Origin of the sequence: Vibrio sp. Vb1755, from assembly GCF_033338635.1 — a bacterium.
GTDB lineage: Bacteria > Pseudomonadota > Gammaproteobacteria > Enterobacterales > Vibrionaceae > Vibrio > Vibrio alginolyticus.
Genome location: NZ_JAWOTA010000001.1, coordinates 286,461 through 303,344, shown reverse-complemented (window position 1 = coordinate 303,344; position 16,884 = coordinate 286,461). Strand labels below are relative to the sequence as shown.

Sequence of the window (16,884 nt, the reverse complement as noted above, 5' to 3'; positions counted from 1 at the left end):
AACCATCATGACAACACTACTGATCAAAAACGTAACGCTAAAAGGACAAGAAGGTCTGCAGCAAATTTTGATTGAAGATGGTCAATTCAAGCGCATTGAAAGCAACGATGTGGAGCTTAGTCATAACGGTGACATCATCGATGCTGAAGGCGGTATGGCGGTTGCGCCTTTCTGCGAGCCACACATTCACTTAGATACAACTCAAACCGCAGGCGAGCCTAGCTGGAACATCTCTGGCACATTGTTTGAGGGTATTGAACGTTGGGCTGAGCACAAAGAAATGCTGTCGATTGAAGACGTGAAAGCGCGCGCAAAACAAACCTTAAAATGGCAGATAGCAAACGGCGTACAACACGTTCGTACCCACGTCGATGTTTCAGACCCTACCCTAATTGCCCTAAAAGCGATGGTAGAAGTGCGTGAAGAGATGAAAGAATGGGTAGATATCCAAATCGTCGCCTTCCCGCAGGAAGGAATTCTCTCTTACCCAAATGGCAAAGAGCTGCTAGAAGAAGCCGTCAAATTAGGTGCGGACGTGATTGGCGCGATTCCACACTTTGAATTCACACGCGAATATGGCATTGAATCGCTGCACTACGTATTCGAGTTAGCGCAAAAATACGACCGCCTGATCGACGTGCATTGTGATGAAATCGATGACGAGCAATCTCGCTTTGTTGAAACACTGGCAGCATTAGCGCACAAGTTTGATATGGGGAATAAAGTCACGGCCAGTCACACCACAGCGATGGGTTCCTACAACGGTGCATACGCATCTCGCCTGTTCCGTTTATTACGCATGTCCGGTATCAACTTCGTGGCAAATCCATTGGTGAACATTCACTTACAAGGCCGTTTTGATGATTACCCAAAACGTCGCGGCGTAACACGAGTGAAAGAGATGCTGAATGCCAACATCAACGTCTGCTTTGGACACGATGATGTATTTGACCCTTGGTACCCACTAGGCACTGCAAACATGCTGCAAGTGCTGCATATGGGTCTGCACGTGTGTCAGGTGATGGGTTACGACCAAATCAACAACTCACTGGATCTGATCAGCACCAATTCAGCACGTACACTGAACATTCAAGACAAGCACGGCATTGAAGAAGGCAAACCAGGTAGTTTACTGATTCTTCCCGCAGAAAATGGTTTTGACGCAGTACGTCGCCAAGTGCCGGTTCGCTACTCTGTTCGTCACGGTAAAGTGATCGCAGAAACACAGCCTGCGACAACTCATATTCATCTTGAACAAGCAGAGCAAGTAACGTTCAAACGCTAAAAAGATCGGCGAAAAGAAAAAGGCCTGACGACATCGTCAGGCCTTTTTTCTACTGGTAAACATCACTGCTCGCTCTGTCTATTCTTGTCTCATAAACCGCTGAACACATTGAAAGGCCATATAAAACGGCTCAGTACCAAACGTTGCACAAGGTTCTGGTGGCTGAATCTCAATTACACCATCGCACTTGGAAATTATTCTAAGCGTTGGGCATACTTCTGACTTCATTTTAGTTGTAGATATGAACCATGACGTCATTAAGCCAGATAGAACCGCAATTTTTGGAATTTATGCAGCAAGAGATGCAAGTGGATGCAGCTCATGATCTTAAACACGTAAAACGCGTGGTCAAAACAGCGAAACAGCTCTGCAAAGAAGAAAGTGCAGACATCGCGATTGTATTACCGGCTGCCTATTTGCATGATTGCTTTACTTATCCGAAAGATCACCCAAATCGCAAAGAGAGCTCAATCATCGCAGCCAAAAAAGCGGTCGCATTTTTAGAGAGTATCGATTATCCGCAGCAATATCATGATGCCATTGCTCATGCGATAGAGGCACACAGCTTTAGCGCAAACATCAGGCCAAATACGTTGGAAGCTAAAATCGTCCAAGATGCCGACCGTCTGGACGCTTTAGGCGCAATTGGCGTGACGCGATGCATTCAAGTCAGCACTCAATTTAACGCGCAACTTTACAACGACAGCGATATATTTGCCGAAGAACGTGAACTTAACGATAAACAATTCACTCTGGATCACTTTCAAACCAAGTTATTCAAAATCGCTGAAACCATGAACACAGAGTCAGCAAGACGCGAAGCGCAAAAACGCAAAACCTTTATGCAAACGTACCTAGAGCAGTTACACGACGAGGTAACAGCGTAAATGTCAGAAAGCTATACGTTAATTAAAGAGCTTAAACGCCAACTAAAGTTAGCTGGGCTGCATTATGCCGATGTTGCACAACACCTTGATTTAAGTGAAGGAAGCGTCAAACGTTTACTCGCTGAAGGTCAACACATTAGTCTTGAACGCTTAGAACGCATTTGCCAATTGATTGGTTTAGAAATGGCGGAACTGTTTAAGATCGCGGCTGCGCACAATAAAGGTCTAGAGTCGCTAACGTTAGAGCAAGAAAAGCAGTTGGTTGATGATAAAGCCCTGCTACTCGTGGCAATCTGTGTTGTAAATGGCTATCAGTTTGAGCAAATCGTTCAGCAATACACCTTCAATGAGTTTGAACTGGTGCAAAAGCTTGCTCATTTGGATCGGCTGAACATCATCGACTTGCAGCCAAATAACAAAATTCGTTTGCGTATATCTCCGACATTTAAGTGGCAGATGGGCGGCCCTATTCAACGGTTCTTCCAGCAGCAAGTTCAAGACGCCTTTTTTCAAAGCTACTTTTCTGGTGAAGATGAAAAGTTCTCCATGGCAACAGGATTGATGAGTGTACCAACCAACAAGAAGCTACAACAGAAACTGCAAAAGGTCATCGATGAGTTTTATCAGGCTTGCCAAAGTGATAGCTCTCTCGATATGGACGAAAAGCACGGCACCTCTCTGATTATTGCGATGCGTCGCTGGACGTTCCCTCTGTTTGAACCATGGGAAAGAAAACCTGCTCAGAAGTCTCGGAATTAGTAACTCAATAAACGAATGGAAATGAAAGTAACGAATTTCGTTACTTTTGGTGGCATACAACGTCACTTGAAAGAGAAAGCTGGTTTAATCGTTCATTGAGCATAAAGTGCTCCCATCTCATTCGACTTTGTTTAATCGGAGCCAGCATGTTTTTCTCAAAACGCTTTTTTCCTTACTTTGTGACGCAATGCCTTGGCGCACTCAATGACAACATCTACAAAAACGTTCTGTTATTGATGGTGACATACAGCCAAATTGATAACCTACCAATATCTGTCAATCTATTCGTTAATTTGGCGGCAGGCTTATTCATCCTACCTTTCTTTCTATTCTCAGCGCATGCTGGTGCCGTCGCTGACAGCATGGACAAAGCCAAATTAATCCGACGTCTAAAGCTCATCGAACTAGCTATCATGTCTTGCGCAGCAACCGCTATTGCCACCCAAAGTGCCATGCTGATGCTGGTTCTGCTGTTTATGACAGGCACTCAATCGGCCTATTTTGGTCCCGTGAAATACGCCTTGTTACCACAAGCGCTCAAACCAAATGAGCTTGTTAAAGGAAATGCTTGGGTTGAAATGGGCACGTTTCTTTCGATTCTTATAGGTACGCTTAGCGCAGGCCTGCTGCTAGCCATTCCTAATGGTACCTTGATTGCTTCTTGTACCGTGATTGCCTTGTCTTTGCTTGGGTTCATGAGCAGCGTGAATATTCCAACGATGCCTAGCCAATCGAATGACAAAGCGAAATTTGAACCGATTTCTGGTTTAAAGAACACGTTAAAAGTGGCAAAAAAACAGAGAGGCATCTGGATGTCTATTCTTGCCATCAGTTGGTTCTGGTTCATGGGTGCGACTTACCTAACTCAATTCCCTAACTTCGCACGCGAACATTTGTTTGCAGACAGTACTGTCGTTTCTTTACTGTTGGCATTGTTTTCCATTGGTATCGCGACAGGCTCTTGGTTGTGTGAAAAGCTCTCTTTCAACCACGTTGAGCTTGGTATTTTGCCATTCGGTATCCTTGGAATGACAGTGTTTGGCGTCGACTTGCTATGGGCAGTCCCGAGTTATCCATCGCTTCCGGTGCACTTTTATGATGTGCAAAGCTTCGTTGCTGAATCCAAACATCTGCGCGTCATGATTGACCTGTTCCTTGTTGGTGTAAGCGGCGGTGTCTTTATTGTTCCTCTTTATGCGTTCATCCAATCGCGTTCAAACAAAGGGGAATGTGCACGTGCCATTGCTGCTAACAACATCATGAATGCATTGTTTATGGTGGTGTCTGCTTTGATTTCGATCGTTGTACTCAGCGTACTAGAGCTTTCTATTGTGGAACTGTTTGCCATGATGGCAATAGGTAACTTCTTCGTGGCAGTCTATGTCTATCGTCAAGTACCGGAATTCACACAACGCTTTATCAGTTATTTACTCAGCCATTGTATGTATCGTGTGTCCGTAAAGGGGCGCCAACATATTCCTGAACAAGGTGCTGCGTTAATCGTGGCTAACCATGTTAGCTATGTCGATGCATTGATTTTGATGGGAACCTCTACTCGCCCGGTTCGTTTTGTGATGGACAAGTCCATCAGCGAGCTACCTGTTCTTAAATATGTATTCCGTCATGCCGGTGTTATCCCGATCTGTTCTCCACGTAAGTGTGCCGACACTTACCGACGAGCATTTGAGCAGATTGAACAAGCACTTAACGACGGTGAGGTTGTCTGTATCTTCCCTGAGGGTCGTTTAACGTCTAACGGTCAATTGGGTGAGTTTCGCCCTGGTGTAGAGAAAATCCTTGAACGTAACCCTGTTCCTGTCATCCCTATGGCGTTAAAAGGGCTTTGGGGTTCTTTTTTCAGCCACAAAGGCGGACATGCTCTCACAAAACGACCGACTCGTTTTTGGTCAAAAGTGGATGTTGTTATCGGTGAAGTGTTAAGTCCTGCGTCTTTAAATCGTCATCAATTGCAACAACAAGTACAGGATTTACTGGGCTGAGTCGCTTGCTACAGCAGTCAAACTTTGCAGCAAAACGTAAATATGCACCACAAAGCACAAGTAGTTTCTTGTCAATTAGAGTAGGATATCTACGACGTCATAAATCTAGGAGGTATTATGAAAATCATCATCTTACATGGTCTTTATATGCATGGGCTGGTCATGCAGCCTCTTAGCCAAAAGCTGAGAAAACTCGGATACGAAACGCAAGTACTCAGCTATAACACTGTTGCTATCGATGAGTCTTCACTGTTTGATTCTATTGATCACTCGCTTAATCCACTGACCACAAACGTGCTCGTGGGACACAGCTTGGGAGGCTTGATGATTAAGCGCTATCTCGCCAACAGAAAACCGAGCACTAACTTAATCTCTCATGTTGTCGCTATCGGTTCGCCTCTTAAAGGCGCGTCCATTGTAGGCCGAATTCAAGATCTCGGATTGGGTGCAATTTTAGGCAATTCGCCACACCACGGATTAAACAAACATGATGACGCCTGGGATTTCCCTCAAAAACTCGGCAGTATCGCAGGAACGATGCCGATTGGCGCTCGCCCATTGTTGATCCGTAATGACAACACCATGTCGGACGGTACCGTTACCGTAGAAGAGACAAGACTGGACGGTATGCAAGATCATATCGAAGTGAAGCAAACGCATACGAGCCTGATTTACAACACCTTCGTGCCGCAGCAGATTGATCACTTTATTCGCACAGATTATTTCCGTCGATAGCACACTTTTCCATCATACAGATGGAATCGACTTTCCAAGCTATTCAGTTCGCAGTACTATCCTAGCTCCACTTCTTCACAACTTGGATGAAGTGGTACATTTTTAATTGTTCTCAGGGCGGGGCGAAATTCCCCACCGGCGGTATACTTTTTCAAGTGAGCCCGCGAGCGCTCGATTCGTCGAGGTCAGCAGATCTGGTGAGATGCCAGAGCCGACGGTTATAGTCCGGATGAAAGAGAATAAGAATACACCAGCATAGCGAGTCAGATCGCTAAGAATGCTGGTGCACTTCTTTTTGATCGTATTTTACGGCGATCTCTCATACCGCCCTGATTCTGGTGAAATTTAGGAGTTAACCATGAATCAGTCATCACTACTTGCCGAATTCGGCGACCCAATTACTCGCGTTGAAAACGCACTTATCGCTTTAAAAGAAGGCCGTGGCGTACTGCTTCTTGATGATGAAGATCGCGAAAACGAAGGCGATATCATTTATTCAGTCGAGCACCTCACTAACGAGCAAATGGCATTGATGATCCGCGAATGTAGCGGCATCGTTTGTTTGTGCTTAACAGATGCTCAAGCAGACAAACTGGAACTGCCTCCAATGGTGGTAAACAACAACAGCGCAAACCAAACCGCATTTACGGTTTCTATTGAAGCGAAAGTTGGTGTAACAACGGGTGTTTCAGCAGCAGACCGCGTAACGACCATTAAAACGGCGGCAAACCCGCACGCAAAACCGGAAGATCTTGCTCGCCCGGGTCACGTATTCCCTCTGCGCGCACGTCCAGGTGGTGTAATGACTCGCCGTGGTCACACAGAAGGTACGATTGATCTGATGCAAATGGCAGGGCTTCAACCCGCTGGCGTACTGTGTGAAGTGACCAATCCAGATGGCACGATGGCAAAGGCACCGGAGATCGTAGCATTCGGTCGCCTGCACAACATGCCGGTACTGACGATTGAAGACATGGTAATGTACCTGAACCAGTTCGAGTTGAAACTGGCATAGTCAGATCTCAGGTCTAGAAAAAAGCCGCGCATTTGTGCGGCTTTTTTGATCGATCCTCTTTGCACTTAAGTAGTTATACTTATTGAAAACAAGGGGAACAACACCATGAAAGGATTACTGAACTTCGCCGCTCTTGTTAGCTTTCTCTCCATGAATTCGCTTGCTCTTGCATCTGAGTGCCCTGATATTCTTCAAGGTAAGCAAAGGTTGTTAAACTCAACGGAAGAAGTCGATCTATGCGAAAGCTTTAAGGGAAAGACACTACTAGTCGTCAATACAGCAAGCCAGTGCGGCTTCACTCCTCAGTTCGAACAGTTAGAAACCCTCTATCAAACTTACAAAGACCAAAACTTCACCGTTATCGGTTTCCCGAGCAATGACTTTCGACAAGATAGAGGAAGCGAAACAAACACAGCGAAAGTCTGTTATCTCGATTACGGGGTAACCTTTCCAATGATGGCTCGCTCTTCAGTATTAGGTGTAGATGCGAACCCAGTCTTCAACCAGATTACTAACCAAGCAGGCATAAAACCAAAATGGAACTTCTACAAGTTTCTAATTAGCTCTGAAGGTAAAGTTATTGCTACTTTTCCAAGCTCCACATCACCGACAAGTACTACGCTTACCAATATGATAGAGCAACAATTATAAGGTGACGACCATGACAACACGCTCAACCATGCTACAACTCGGTTACTTAGGCCTGGTTCCATTTGTGTTTAGTTTAGGGCTGATTTTCACTGACATCTCACTCTTCAATTTAAGTGGTCAGCAATTTTTCATCGCATATAGCGCCGTTATATTAAGTTTTTTATCCGGCATCCTTTGGGGTAATGGCATTGAGCATTACTACCATCGCCTTAGCCAAAATATATTAATTCTCAGCAACCTTTTTGTCTTACTGGCTTGGGGCGCATTACTGCAGGGCCACAAACATTACGCAGTCGCAACCCTACTCTTAGCAATTGGGTACCTTGCTGTTTGGTATGCAGAAAAGCTCGTGAGGAAAGTCGAACAAGACGCCGAGCCCAAGGGATATCAAGGAATGAGGAGCAAACTGACCTTCGGCGTAATCGTAATGCACGGATTGGCTTTAGTTTCATAACCTGGTCTGTCCAGTACTAAGATCACAAAAAAACGTCTTTTTATAAAACAATGTTCATTTCGTGAATGCACACATATTTTGAACACTGTTTTGTTTCATTTATGAATCAATCCACATATAAGTAATTCAAAGCATTCACAAAGGATATGAATATGTTTTTTCGCAAACTTTTGTTTAGCACTGCGATGATCAATGCAACGACAGGTTGCGTGTCTTACCAGGCACAACAAGCCGCCGCTCAAACAGTAAATAATACAGGCGCTGTGCTTACCAATGTGATTAAAACCACGATTGCTCAGCCATGTAATGTTGCAATCACTGCTGCTAGCTTGTTTTATCCGCATGCCATATTTATGACTAGTGTTCCGACTCAAGCATGTACAAGCGTTCTTAGATAATACGAGTGTGATAAGCATAAAAAATGGCGACTCTACCGTCGCCATTTTTAAGCATCAATGCTATTTACAGTTACAGCGTCAATAAGTAATTAACTAATTGATTGTACTCGTCGTAAGTACGAATTTCGTTGGCCAAAACAATGTATTTATTGTTCACAACCACACCCGGAACCCCTCTTAACGTGCTAGCAGAGAATTGCTTATCAAAACCTTTCTGCATTGAGTTTACGGCGAAACTGTTGTACGCCGCATCAAACTTCTTACCTTCTACGCCATTATCAACGAAGAGTTGTTTCAGCTCAGCTTCGTCTTTTGGCGCTTGTCGCTTTTGATGAATTTGGGCAAACATGGCAGGAATCATTGTATCTTCAACCCCAAGCGACACCATCGTCGCGTAGGACTTGGCCATCGGAATCGCCATATCTCCGCCCATGAACCCCACATGCACCTTTTCAAACTTTGCCTCTTTTGGCAGAGCAGGTTTTAAACGCTCAATAAGCGACTCAAACTTGTAGCAATGTGGGCAATAAAAAGAAAAGAATTCCGTCACAACAGGTTTCGATGCTTTCTTTACATCCAGAACTTTGTAGTGCTTCCCTTCTTCAAATTGCGCTGCATGAGCGGTAAAAGTCAGTAAAAGTGCACTACATAAGGCAAGTAGTTTTTTCATTGTTTATTTCCTTGTGGCATTCAAATGCCAAATAATTTCATTTGGTAAAAAGGGGTAAACCCCAAGTAATTTGAGATGAGGAATTAAACAATCGGAGGACGATAAAGCTTGGTGATCACTGTCACTACTTTTTCGACTAGAGGCCTATCAATCAAGGCAAGGCTATAAGGAAGAAGCAGTAAGTCGTTTTGAGATAAGTTGGCGGGAATTTTGACCATGCAGGAAGAGCTACAACTCGTGTGAGATTGTTGTGCCTTATTGATGGCTGACTCATCGTGATGTGATTCTACGCAGTCGTCATTGATGCCAAGTTGTTTGTGCAGAGCAGCCTGTTGAACAATAAGATCGCGTACTTCAATTGTTTTCATCTGAGCGGAAGCCTGCGCCACAGGAGCGACACTACTCAAAAGCATAGCAACTAAGCAAACTATCGCAGTCAACAATGTACGGTTAAACTTCAACATAGCTACATCAAGGAAAATGGTGATTTAAGATAATACATGATAACGGTTTGACTTCAAGATACGGACTCTCGGCTCGCTAACAAACTCTGTTCTTTGACTATTTTAGGCTAGTGAATTTTCTCTCTAACGCTCCCTCAGTACACGAAACCAGCACAACGAGCTATTCACCGTTCGGATACTCCCCTCATCAGATACCAGCAACAATTCGATAAAACTTGAAATCATTATGCAACACGAGTAATAGTTAGAACAGTTTTTGTACGAACAAGGAAAGATCAATGCTTAAAAAAAGATTCTTTAAGACAAAAGATGAAGTCGAAGTCACGTTCGAGCTAGATAAAGATCAGTGGGACTCTGTCCAAATTGCTGGAGATTTCAACAACTGGCAGCCAGAACCGATGAAATTAGTGAAGAAAAGTCGTCAGTTTAAATTTAAAACCCGCTTACCTAAAGCGCAGAATGTTCAGTTCCGTTACTTGCTCGATGATGCGAAGTGGGAAAATGACCCACAAGCTGATGCTTACGTTCCAAATGTTTTTGGCAGCGACAACAGCGTCGTGTGTACCACCGAATAAGCGGTAATTTCGCTTTAAGATTCCATACCTAGGCGCAAACGTTGCGCCTTTTTACATCTCCCGAAATGTGATTGGTGATTAGATTTAAATCATTAATTGGCAATTTTATCCAATTAACTCATCCGATAACCTTATTCTGAGAAAGCTTTATTTGAAATAATTCGTAAATTTGTTTAAGTTCCATTGATATTAAATATTGTATACATCACTTAAATGAACGCACAACAAATCAAACCATCTCTAATCATTGTGGAAGACGATCCCAAATTACAAACTATGTTGGGTGAGTATTTTGTTGAACAAGGTTTTCAGGTCAAATGTATCGACAATGGGACGGACGCACCCAATGCGATTATTGACACACAACCAGACGTGGTGCTGTTAGATTTGATGCTACCCGGGCAAGATGGTCTGAGTGTATGTCGTCAAATCCGAGAATGCTACAAAGGCAAAGTGTTGATGCTGACAGCAAGTGATGATGACTTCGATCATGTCGCCGCATTAGAAATAGGCGCAGATGACTTTGTTACTAAACCCATCAAACCTCGCGTATTGCTGGCTCGTATTCGCATGCTATTAAGAAGAAAAGAGGCGGCGCCTACCGAGTCCGAAAACGGCCTACAAATTGGTGTTCTGTGTTTAAACCGATTGCGTAAATCGTGCGTAATGAACCAAGAAGAAATTGCGCTGACAGACGGCGAGTTCGATTTGTTGTGGGTTCTTGCAACGCATGCTGAAAAAACACTATCACGCGAGTGGCTGACCAAAACACTGCGTGGTATTGAATACGATGGAACAGACCGCACCATTGATAATCGCATAGTGACACTGAGAAAGAAGCTAGGCGATGCTTCTTGCTCACCACAAAAAATCATTACCGTTCGCGGCAAAGGCTACCTATTTATGCCTGATGCATGGAATGAATAATGAGACGGATTTATCTGGAAAGCTTTGTTGGCCTTATCATTCTGTTTATGGCTAGCTTGTGGGGATACGAGTTCTTAGTTTATGAGATCAACACAGATTATGACTACCTATTACAAGAGCATGAGGGTCAAGCTTTTCACGATCTGATCTACCCTATCTATAAAGAACACGGATTAGAATATACTCAACAACAGTTGGAACAATTTGCCACATCAAGCCATCGTTTGTTGGTGCCTCATACGCTTGAAGAGCTTCCAACAGACATCAAAAAGGCGTTTGAAAGTGATACCTCCGTTAACGTCGCTTACGATGAAGAAAGGGATATCTGGTTCCGCCTAGATGCGAGCACGCCTATCTTTAAAATGAGCGATAATCCGAATAGCCCTGTGGTTAAAGCTGCCAACTTTGATGACAATATCGTTTGGTTGTTCTTTTTAGCTGGATTTGCTCTGTATTGCATATTGTTGATCTGGTTCTTAAGCCGTCGGATTCGAGAGCTAGAGAGAGTGACCGTTGAGTTTGCCTCAGGTAACTTCAAGGCTCGAGCTAGTACCTCAAGCGCTAAGTCTGTTGGGACGTTAAACAAAAGCTTTAACACGATGGCCGATAAAGTATCTCGCTTGATCACTAGCAATAAAATGCTAACTAACGCCGTTGCACATGAATTGCGTACCCCAATCTTCCGCTTACAATGGCAAGCAGATTTGTTATCGGATTCAACCTTAACTGAACAACAGAAAAAGTATGTTTACAGTATCGTCGAAGACATTGACGAGATGGAAGAAATGGTTGAAGAATTGCTTTACTACGCAAAGATGGAGCGTCCTGACACAGCATTACAAACTCAAGAAGAAGTCGTCCTATTCAACTTAGTCAAAGAGTTACGACAGAGATGGCAAAAAGAGACTACGCTCGGTATTTCGCTTCAAGAAGTAAACTCAGAAAACGTTCTCGCGTTTGCTGACCCAAAATTGTTAAAGCGAGCCTTAGATAACTTGCTGCGCAATGCAATGCGGTACGCAGATAAGCAGATTTTAGTAGAGATAAAACACGATCAACACCGCTGCTTCATCAATGTTCATGATGATGGCATAGGTATTGAAGAAAAGCATTGGCCTCATCTATTCGAACCATTTTACAGCGCGGATGAATCTCGCAACAAAAAGACGAGCGGCTTTGGGCTCGGTTTGGCGATTGTCAGACAGATAATGGAGCTTCAACGTGGAGAAGTTTCGATTTGCCATAGCCCACTTGGAGGAGCTTGCTTCACACTTAGCCTCAAAAAATCAGACAGTTAACTTAACCTTCCTACCCCGTTTACAGAAGACGACACTTCAATACACTCAAGCGACAGAGCCCAACAATAAAACAGTGTACATTTAATCCATAAGATTCACACACTAAATGGATAGTACTCATGTATAAATCTTTTATCCTGATTATGGCGCTTACTTCTACGCTTACAGCTTGCGCCTACAACCAAAAACCTGTCGTCGACATGACCAATGTCGACCCTAGTACATATGAACAAGACTTTCTTTACTGCCAAGGCTATGTAGAAAATGTCGACAAATCAGAGGCAGCGAAATCTGAAGCCACTAATGGGGCAGTTACAGGCGCATTGATCGGCGCAGCAGCTGGTGCGCTAGAAGACGGATTAGGTGGAGCGGCTGTCGGTGCTGCTGCCGGCGGTGCTGTAGGAGCTGGAGCTGGTGCTTTGAGTGGAACAAATGATTCAACCAAAACTCAATCTCTCGTATTGCGTAAATGCCTCCAGCACAAAGGCTATACCGTCTACGATCTTGATTAAATAAGCACTTTTCTTAAATTATCGCGCGATGGATTCTATTCACAAATGTTTCACGCTGTAACGATTAATCTCGTTACCTCTCTGGGATATGTGTTCCATCCCAATGCTTAAATAGTAAGGTCATATTTTGAAGCCAGGTAAAACAGGTATACGCCGTGTCATGGATGCGACCGGCTATTCATTTCAAGGATTGAAAGCCGCATGGACACACGAAGCCGCTTTTAGACAAGAATTGATTCTCGCCTTGGTGCTTTCCGTCTGTGCTTTTTTCCTTCCTGTCACCACATACGAAAGAGTGCTGATGATCAGTAGCCTGTTCTTGGTATTGATCGTCGAACTCATTAATTCCGCCGTAGAAGCGGTTGTCGACCGTGTTAGCGATGACTGGCACGAGCTCAGTGGTAGAGCCAAAGATATTGGCTCAGCAGCAGTATTTGTTGCGTTAACTCTTGCCCTTTTTATTTGGGCTTCGTTCTTGCTCTAATTTTTATTCAAGACACTCATTATGAAGACACATGATTTACAACAGAGAGGTATCTCTTACGTTACCTTTACTTTCCTGTTGGCGCTGTATTTCGCTCTCGTCGTAAATATCCCTATTTATAAAGAACTGATCGGCATCTTTACACACTTAGATAATGTCAAGATTGGATTTATTATCACAATACCAATTTTCTTTCTTGCCGCGCTCAATTTCCTTTTTAATTTATTTAGTTGGCCTTGGATCGGCAAGCCGTTCTTTATAATTTTAATCATTGTTTCAAGTATGGTGAGCTACGCAAGCTATAACTATGGCACACTTTTCGATTCTGGAATGATTGCCAATATTGTTGAAACCGATTCGAGCGAGGCGAGTTCTTACCTGAGTGCTCACTCTGTAATTTGGACGCTGATTATGGGAGTTATCCCAGCGATAATTGTCTTTAAGGTCAAGCTGCAATCTCAACGTCACCAATTACTGTACTTCTCTGTTACCAAATTAGTATCGATGCTGTCGTCGCTAGCTGTCATCGCCGTCATTGCCAGCGTGTACTATCAAGACTACGCATCTGTAGGGCGCAACAATAGCCACCTAAAAAAAATCATCATACCCACCCAGTTCGTTTACAGCGCGACCGGGTATGTGAAGGAGAAATATTTCACCACGCCAGAGCCATATCGAGAAATCGGCACAGATGCAAAGCAGTCAGATAGCGCCGTACAGCAAGCACAGCACAAACCAACACTACTGGTTTTTGTCGTAGGAGAAACCGCTCGAACGCAGAACTACCAACTCAATGGCTATACACGAGAGACAAACCCTTATACTAGTAAATTGGATGTTATCTCATTTCAAGACGTCGCATCTTGTGGCACCGCGACTGCTGTATCTGTGCCTTGTATGTTTTCACAGCTCACGCGAAACGAGTTTGAACGCACCAAAGCGGATAACCAGGACAATGCTCTCGATATAATGCAGCGCGCCGGGGTTGACCTCATTTGGAAAGAAAATGACGGTGGGGATAAAGAAGTAGCCCACAAGATCAAGAAAATCGAAGTGGATCGAAAGCAAGTAAGCCCTATGTGTAATGGCCAAACTTGTTACGACATGGCGCTATTAGATCATTTTGATCAGGAAGTCGCGGATATGCACGGTAACCGAGTGGTCGCCATGCACCTTATAGGAAGCCACGGTCCGACCTACTTTCAGCGTTACCCAAGAGACAACGCCTTCTTTAAACCAGACTGTCCACGTGCAGATATCGAAAACTGTAGCATCGAACAAATAGTGAACACATATGACAATACAATACGCTACACCGATCATGTATTGGCAGAAACCATCAAAAAACTTAAAGCGTTAGAGTCTGAGTATAATACCGCGCTAATTTATATATCGGATCACGGTGAGTCACTAGGCGAAAACGGATTGTTCTTACATGGTATGCCTTATGGCCTTGCACCAGATTTCCAAAAACGCGTTCCTTTGATTATGTGGCTGTCTTCGGGCTTTAAACAAGCGAAGCAGATCAATACCGACTGTTTGTATAAACAAGCACAGAATGCAGGCCAATACTCACATGATAACGTGTTCCACTCTTTATTAGGCATTATGGATGTACAAACTCAAGCCTACGATAGCAAGTTAGATATATTCAAAGCCTGCCGAGCCGTTTCCTAAATCATTCAATAAAGCCTGGCTCAAAGTGTGAATCAGGCTTTTTCTAACAAGGTATTTAAACTCATCGCCGCGCCAAGCGTTATACTGACAGTCCGCGACCCATACATCGAGATAAGGACTAGGATGAAAATTGGTATTATTGGTCTAGGGGATATCGCTCAGAAAGCATACCTTCCTGTTATCACTCAGCTTCCAAATATCGAACTTGTATTTTGTACCCGCAACCCAAACACACTTGAGAGCCTGGCTAAGCAGTATCGAATCTCAGAGATCTGCCAAGACTACCAGCAACTTCTACACTTTGGCGTCGATGCCGTCATGATTCATGCGGCAACAAGCGTACACCCTCAAATAGCGGCATTTTTTCTGCAGCATGGAATTCCAACCTTTGTCGACAAACCATTAGCGAACAGTGCTGATGACGTGGAAAAGCTGTACGACATTGCCGAAAAAGAGAGACAGCCACTCTATGTGGGCTTTAACCGTCGTCACATTCCACTTTACAACCAACATATGCCACAAGTGCAGCAAGGCAACATATATGACTTAAAGTCGCTACGCTGGGAAAAGAACCGTCACCAACTACCGGGGGATGTTCGTACCTTTATATTTGATGATTTTATTCACCCATTAGACAGCGTTAACGTCACAGCCAAAGCCGATCTAAAAGATGCTTATGTAACTCATCAACTTGAAGGTGGTCAGTTGGCGCGTTTAGATATTCAGTGGCAACATGGAGATACTTTGCTCCACGCCTCGATGAATCGCCACTTCGGTATCACTACAGAGCGCGTTCAAGCTTGTTATGCAAACAAGGCAGTTGAGTTCGACTCCTTCGTTGAAGGCAAACTATGGCAAGCTAACCAAGAGCAAAAAATCAATTTGAAAGACTGGACGCCAATGCTGACGAGTAAAGGTTTCCATTCGATGTTGCTCGATTGGTTTGGCGTCGTTGAGTCTGGAAATATTGCTGATGAAGTAGTAACACGCAACATTGCCAGCCATCGATTGGCAGAGCAAATTTGTCAATATCTCGAGAAAGTTGTCTCTAGATAATGCGATTCTTGGCTATATGCTTGATTGAGTATTACGCTCTATACTAAAAAGACTTGCATTAAGGAAGGCATTCATTCTCTGTTAAGACTACGGCGATTATTCTATCAATCAGGTGAATGAGGGCACAAAAGCACACATTGACAAAACAGACGGTTTAGATTTGTTTTACGGTGCTCTCAGGTATCTGAATCATCACATTCAAGAATAAAGGAAATAGAATGAGAACACTTGGTAACATCATTTGGTTTGTATTTGGTGGCGTATTTATGGGGTTGCTATGGTGGTTTTTTGGTATTTTGGCCTTTATTAGCATCATCGGAATACCTTGGGGGCGTGCGTGTATCGTTATGGGTAATTTTTCCTTTTTCCCATTCGGTAAAGAGGCCATCTCACGCGATGAATTGACCAATGAAATGGACATTGGCACGAGTCCGCTCGGCGTTATTGGTAACGTCCTTTGGTTTGTGTTTGCAGGCCTTTGGTTAGCTATCGGTCACGTACTTTCTGCCGCAGCATGCTTTGTCACCATAATCGGCATTCCGTTTGCGCTCCAACACCTCAAGCTAGCGGTTATTTCACTCGCACCAATTGGTAAAACGGTTGTATCGTCAGAAGAAGCTGCAATGGCTCGATACAACATCAATCGTTAGCAAAAAGCTAATGCGCTTTCTATCCTCTGGGCAGTCATGCTCAGAGGGTAACGCCCGTCAAAAGTAAGCCTATAATCGCTATCGCATATTCAATAATGGCTGATTGTATATTCATACCGTCACCTTTACGTTGAAGTTTATCCTAGCTCAGCACTGCTTTACTTTTATAATTAATTAATACGCCCAATCGAGTTCAAGATGCTAGACTCATAGCGTCGTCACTGACTCAAACTCCAAGAACGACGTAACGAAAAAGCGAGCTATCCTATGCTCGAAATATGGGTTCTTTCCCCCTCGAAGTAGAGTTCAACAACAAAAAGACGAACTATAATCATAGCCAAAATTAATGCTTTTCGACCTAAAATATCTCACATCAATCAAAGAAAG

General features: G+C 43.8%; 19 protein-coding genes and 1 riboswitch. Of the genes, 17 read left to right on the top strand and 2 right to left on the bottom strand.

Features of this window, described 5'->3' with window-relative positions; genetic code table 11:
• Positions 1 to 7: 7 nt before the first annotated feature.
• The 9 genes from R7E00_RS01435 (at position 8) to R7E00_RS01395 (ending at position 8,184) form a co-directional block, all read left to right on the top strand.
• Positions 8 to 1,285, top strand: a complete 1,278-nt coding sequence (locus R7E00_RS01435; RefSeq protein ID WP_262606154.1) for a cytosine deaminase — start codon at positions 8 to 10, stop codon at positions 1,283 to 1,285.
• 248 nt (positions 1,286 to 1,533) lie between these two features.
• Positions 1,534 to 2,172 carry an HD domain-containing protein gene (locus tag R7E00_RS01430; protein WP_115386528.1) on the top strand — a complete coding sequence of 213 codons (639 nt, stop codon included), beginning with the start codon at positions 1,534 to 1,536 and terminating at the stop codon, positions 2,170 to 2,172.
• Positions 2,173 to 2,931, top strand: a complete 759-nt coding sequence (locus tag R7E00_RS01425) for a helix-turn-helix domain-containing protein (protein WP_213907769.1) — start codon at positions 2,173 to 2,175, stop codon at positions 2,929 to 2,931.
• Between the two features lie 146 nt (positions 2,932 to 3,077).
• On the top strand, positions 3,078 to 4,931 hold the full coding sequence (locus tag R7E00_RS01420) for an MFS transporter (RefSeq protein ID WP_262606155.1): 1,854 nt from the start codon (positions 3,078 to 3,080) through the stop codon (positions 4,929 to 4,931).
• Positions 4,932 to 5,048: 117 nt separating this feature from the next.
• Positions 5,049 to 5,666, top strand: coding sequence for a hypothetical protein (locus R7E00_RS01415; protein ID WP_005373653.1), 618 nt, complete (start codon positions 5,049 to 5,051; stop codon positions 5,664 to 5,666).
• 104 nt (positions 5,667 to 5,770) lie between these two features.
• Positions 5,771 to 5,911, top strand: a riboswitch (FMN riboswitch).
• 113 nt (positions 5,912 to 6,024) lie between these two features.
• A complete protein-coding gene (gene ribB, locus R7E00_RS01410) occupies positions 6,025 to 6,681 on the top strand; it encodes a 3,4-dihydroxy-2-butanone-4-phosphate synthase (RefSeq protein WP_005373655.1) in 657 nt (218 codons plus the stop codon).
• Positions 6,682 to 6,786: 105 nt separating this feature from the next.
• The gene (locus tag R7E00_RS01405; RefSeq protein WP_025767949.1) at positions 6,787 to 7,332 is read left to right on the top strand and encodes a glutathione peroxidase; all 546 of its coding nucleotides are present in this window, start codon (positions 6,787 to 6,789) and stop codon (positions 7,330 to 7,332) included.
• A 10-nt stretch (positions 7,333 to 7,342) separates the two neighbouring features.
• Complete coding sequence (locus R7E00_RS01400) at positions 7,343 to 7,786, top strand: DUF3429 domain-containing protein (RefSeq protein WP_171342620.1); 444 nt, start codon at positions 7,343 to 7,345, stop codon at positions 7,784 to 7,786.
• A 152-nt stretch (positions 7,787 to 7,938) separates the two neighbouring features.
• A complete protein-coding gene (locus tag R7E00_RS01395; protein WP_005373664.1) occupies positions 7,939 to 8,184 on the top strand; it encodes a hypothetical protein in 246 nt (81 codons plus the stop codon).
• Positions 8,185 to 8,254: 70 nt separating this feature from the next.
• Here R7E00_RS01395 and R7E00_RS01390 read toward each other — a convergent pair whose 3' ends face one another.
• Both R7E00_RS01390 and R7E00_RS01385 read right to left on the bottom strand, forming a co-directional pair.
• The gene (locus tag R7E00_RS01390; RefSeq protein ID WP_005373667.1) at positions 8,255 to 8,854 is read right to left on the bottom strand and encodes a thiol:disulfide interchange protein DsbA/DsbL; all 600 of its coding nucleotides are present in this window, start codon (positions 8,852 to 8,854) and stop codon (positions 8,255 to 8,257) included.
• A gap of 83 nt (positions 8,855 to 8,937) precedes the next feature.
• Complete coding sequence (locus R7E00_RS01385; protein WP_171342621.1) at positions 8,938 to 9,318, bottom strand: hypothetical protein; 381 nt, start codon at positions 9,316 to 9,318, stop codon at positions 8,938 to 8,940.
• Between the two features lie 278 nt (positions 9,319 to 9,596).
• On the opposite strand from R7E00_RS01385, the gene R7E00_RS01380 reads away from it, so the two are divergent.
• The 8 genes from R7E00_RS01380 (at position 9,597) to R7E00_RS01345 (ending at position 16,497) form a co-directional block, all read left to right on the top strand.
• Complete coding sequence (locus R7E00_RS01380; RefSeq protein WP_017635151.1) at positions 9,597 to 9,893, top strand: isoamylase early set domain-containing protein; 297 nt, start codon at positions 9,597 to 9,599, stop codon at positions 9,891 to 9,893.
• Positions 9,894 to 10,106: 213 nt separating this feature from the next.
• Positions 10,107 to 10,820, top strand: a complete 714-nt coding sequence (locus R7E00_RS01375; protein ID WP_005373673.1) for a response regulator — start codon at positions 10,107 to 10,109, stop codon at positions 10,818 to 10,820.
• On the top strand, positions 10,820 to 12,118 hold the full coding sequence (locus R7E00_RS01370; protein WP_017819858.1) for an ATP-binding protein: 1,299 nt from the start codon (positions 10,820 to 10,822) through the stop codon (positions 12,116 to 12,118). Before R7E00_RS01375 ends, R7E00_RS01370 begins: the two co-directional genes overlap by 1 nt.
• Before the next feature lie 119 nt (positions 12,119 to 12,237).
• On the top strand, positions 12,238 to 12,630 hold the full coding sequence (locus R7E00_RS01365; RefSeq protein ID WP_262606156.1) for a glycine zipper family protein: 393 nt from the start codon (positions 12,238 to 12,240) through the stop codon (positions 12,628 to 12,630).
• Positions 12,631 to 12,757: 127 nt separating this feature from the next.
• Positions 12,758 to 13,114: a diacylglycerol kinase gene (locus tag R7E00_RS01360; RefSeq protein WP_017635149.1), complete on the top strand. Its 357-nt coding sequence runs from the start codon at positions 12,758 to 12,760 to the stop codon at positions 13,112 to 13,114.
• A gap of 21 nt (positions 13,115 to 13,135) precedes the next feature.
• Positions 13,136 to 14,791: a phosphoethanolamine transferase gene (locus R7E00_RS01355; protein WP_171342622.1), complete on the top strand. Its 1,656-nt coding sequence runs from the start codon at positions 13,136 to 13,138 to the stop codon at positions 14,789 to 14,791.
• Between the two features lie 123 nt (positions 14,792 to 14,914).
• On the top strand, positions 14,915 to 15,847 hold the full coding sequence (locus R7E00_RS01350) for a Gfo/Idh/MocA family protein (RefSeq protein WP_042522689.1): 933 nt from the start codon (positions 14,915 to 14,917) through the stop codon (positions 15,845 to 15,847).
• 218 nt (positions 15,848 to 16,065) lie between these two features.
• Positions 16,066 to 16,497 carry a YccF domain-containing protein gene (locus R7E00_RS01345; protein ID WP_005373685.1) on the top strand — a complete coding sequence of 144 codons (432 nt, stop codon included), beginning with the start codon at positions 16,066 to 16,068 and terminating at the stop codon, positions 16,495 to 16,497.
• Positions 16,498 to 16,884: the final 387 nt, after the last annotated feature.